1 protein-coding gene and 2 pseudogenes are annotated in these 1,172 nt (G+C 32.5%); all 3 read left to right on the top strand.

Going from position 1 to position 1,172, the window contains the following annotated elements:
- The coding region (locus A5867_RS18120) for a hypothetical protein (protein ID WP_212648501.1) at positions 1–182 on the top strand (182 nt) is incomplete at its 5' end.
- 251 nt (positions 183–433) lie between these two features.
- Positions 434–697, top strand: a pseudogene (gene tnpA, locus A5867_RS18270) (IS200/IS605 family transposase).
- Positions 688–825 (top strand): annotated as a pseudogene (locus A5867_RS18265) (IS200/IS605 family transposase); the annotation flags it as partial. The pseudogenes tnpA and A5867_RS18265, both read left to right, overlap by 10 nt.
- Between the last annotated feature and the right edge of the window lie 347 nt (positions 826–1,172).

The raw sequence follows: 1,172 nt of genomic DNA, 5'->3' as shown, positions 1-1,172 counted from the left end.
TTAAAATTTTTTGGGAAAATTACCTCAATGCTCAACCCAATAATTCTTTAAAAGTTGTTATAGAGGGGGGGTACTATACTCCAAAATCCAATTTCCTTATTAAAAATAGAGTCGTACTAATTATTGCTTTTTTTGTGACTACCATTTTAAGTCAATATATATATTCAAAATTTGGTTCTTAGCTATGGATTTTCGACATTTAGTATTGTTGAATATAGCTCAACAGAAAATAAAATAAGATCCATTTGAACAGAGTATTTAAATGGATCTTATTTTTGTTATGTCTTCAGACCCAGTTGAGCTCGTATAGCGTGCGAAACAAAAAATCACCTGCTTTGCGGGTGGAGTGTTAAAAAGTTCTACAAAAAAATCTCGTCATTAGCGTTAAAATTTAGTTTTTCAGGCCACACAGTAATGAAAGGAAGAGATTTTAATGGCTAATAAAGCAATTAGCTTAACCCATACAAAATGGTTATGCAAATACCGTATCGTCTTCACTCCAAAGTATAGAAGAAAAATCATCTATACTCAATATCGAGCAAGCTTACAAGACATTATAAAATGATTGTGTAGCTATAAAGGAGTTGAAATTATAGAAGGGCATATGATGTCCGATCATGTACATTTACTTTTAAGTATTCCCCCGAAAATGAGTGTTTCAAGTATTATGGGTTATTTAAAAGGGAAAACGTTATGATTATTTTTGATAAACAAGCCAATTCAAAGTATAAATTTGGGAATCGCTATTTTGGGGCAAAAGGATACTATGTTAGTACAGCAGGGCTCAACGAAGCGACCATCAAAAAATATATTCATGAGCAATAAAAGCATGATATAGCGTTAGATAAATTAAGTGTTCGAGAATATGCCGACCCTTTTAAGGGTTAAGAAGTGATAATACTACCACTTAAGAGGTAGCAAAAGTGATAAAACCAAATGTGGCTTGAACAAAGTGAAAGCTAGCGCCTTGAGATGCTGGATAGTAGTAGAGGCTTATAGCCTCAGAGCAAACCACCCTTTTGAAGGGTGGTTATGATTTTAATAGTAACTACTTGCTTTTTTACAAAAAAAGATTGTTCGTCTATTAACTCTGTATGTGGATTCTTTTATGAGCGATTAAAGATCGAAGTGTTTAATAAACACGACTGAAAATATACCTATGATAATTATCT

It is taken from the genome of Enterococcus sp. 6D12_DIV0197 (genome assembly GCF_002174385.1).
Taxonomy (GTDB): domain Bacteria; phylum Bacillota; class Bacilli; order Lactobacillales; family Enterococcaceae; genus Enterococcus_D; species Enterococcus_D casseliflavus.
Note: the sequence above shows the minus strand (reverse complement) of the source record. Positions and strands in the feature narration are given on the sequence as shown.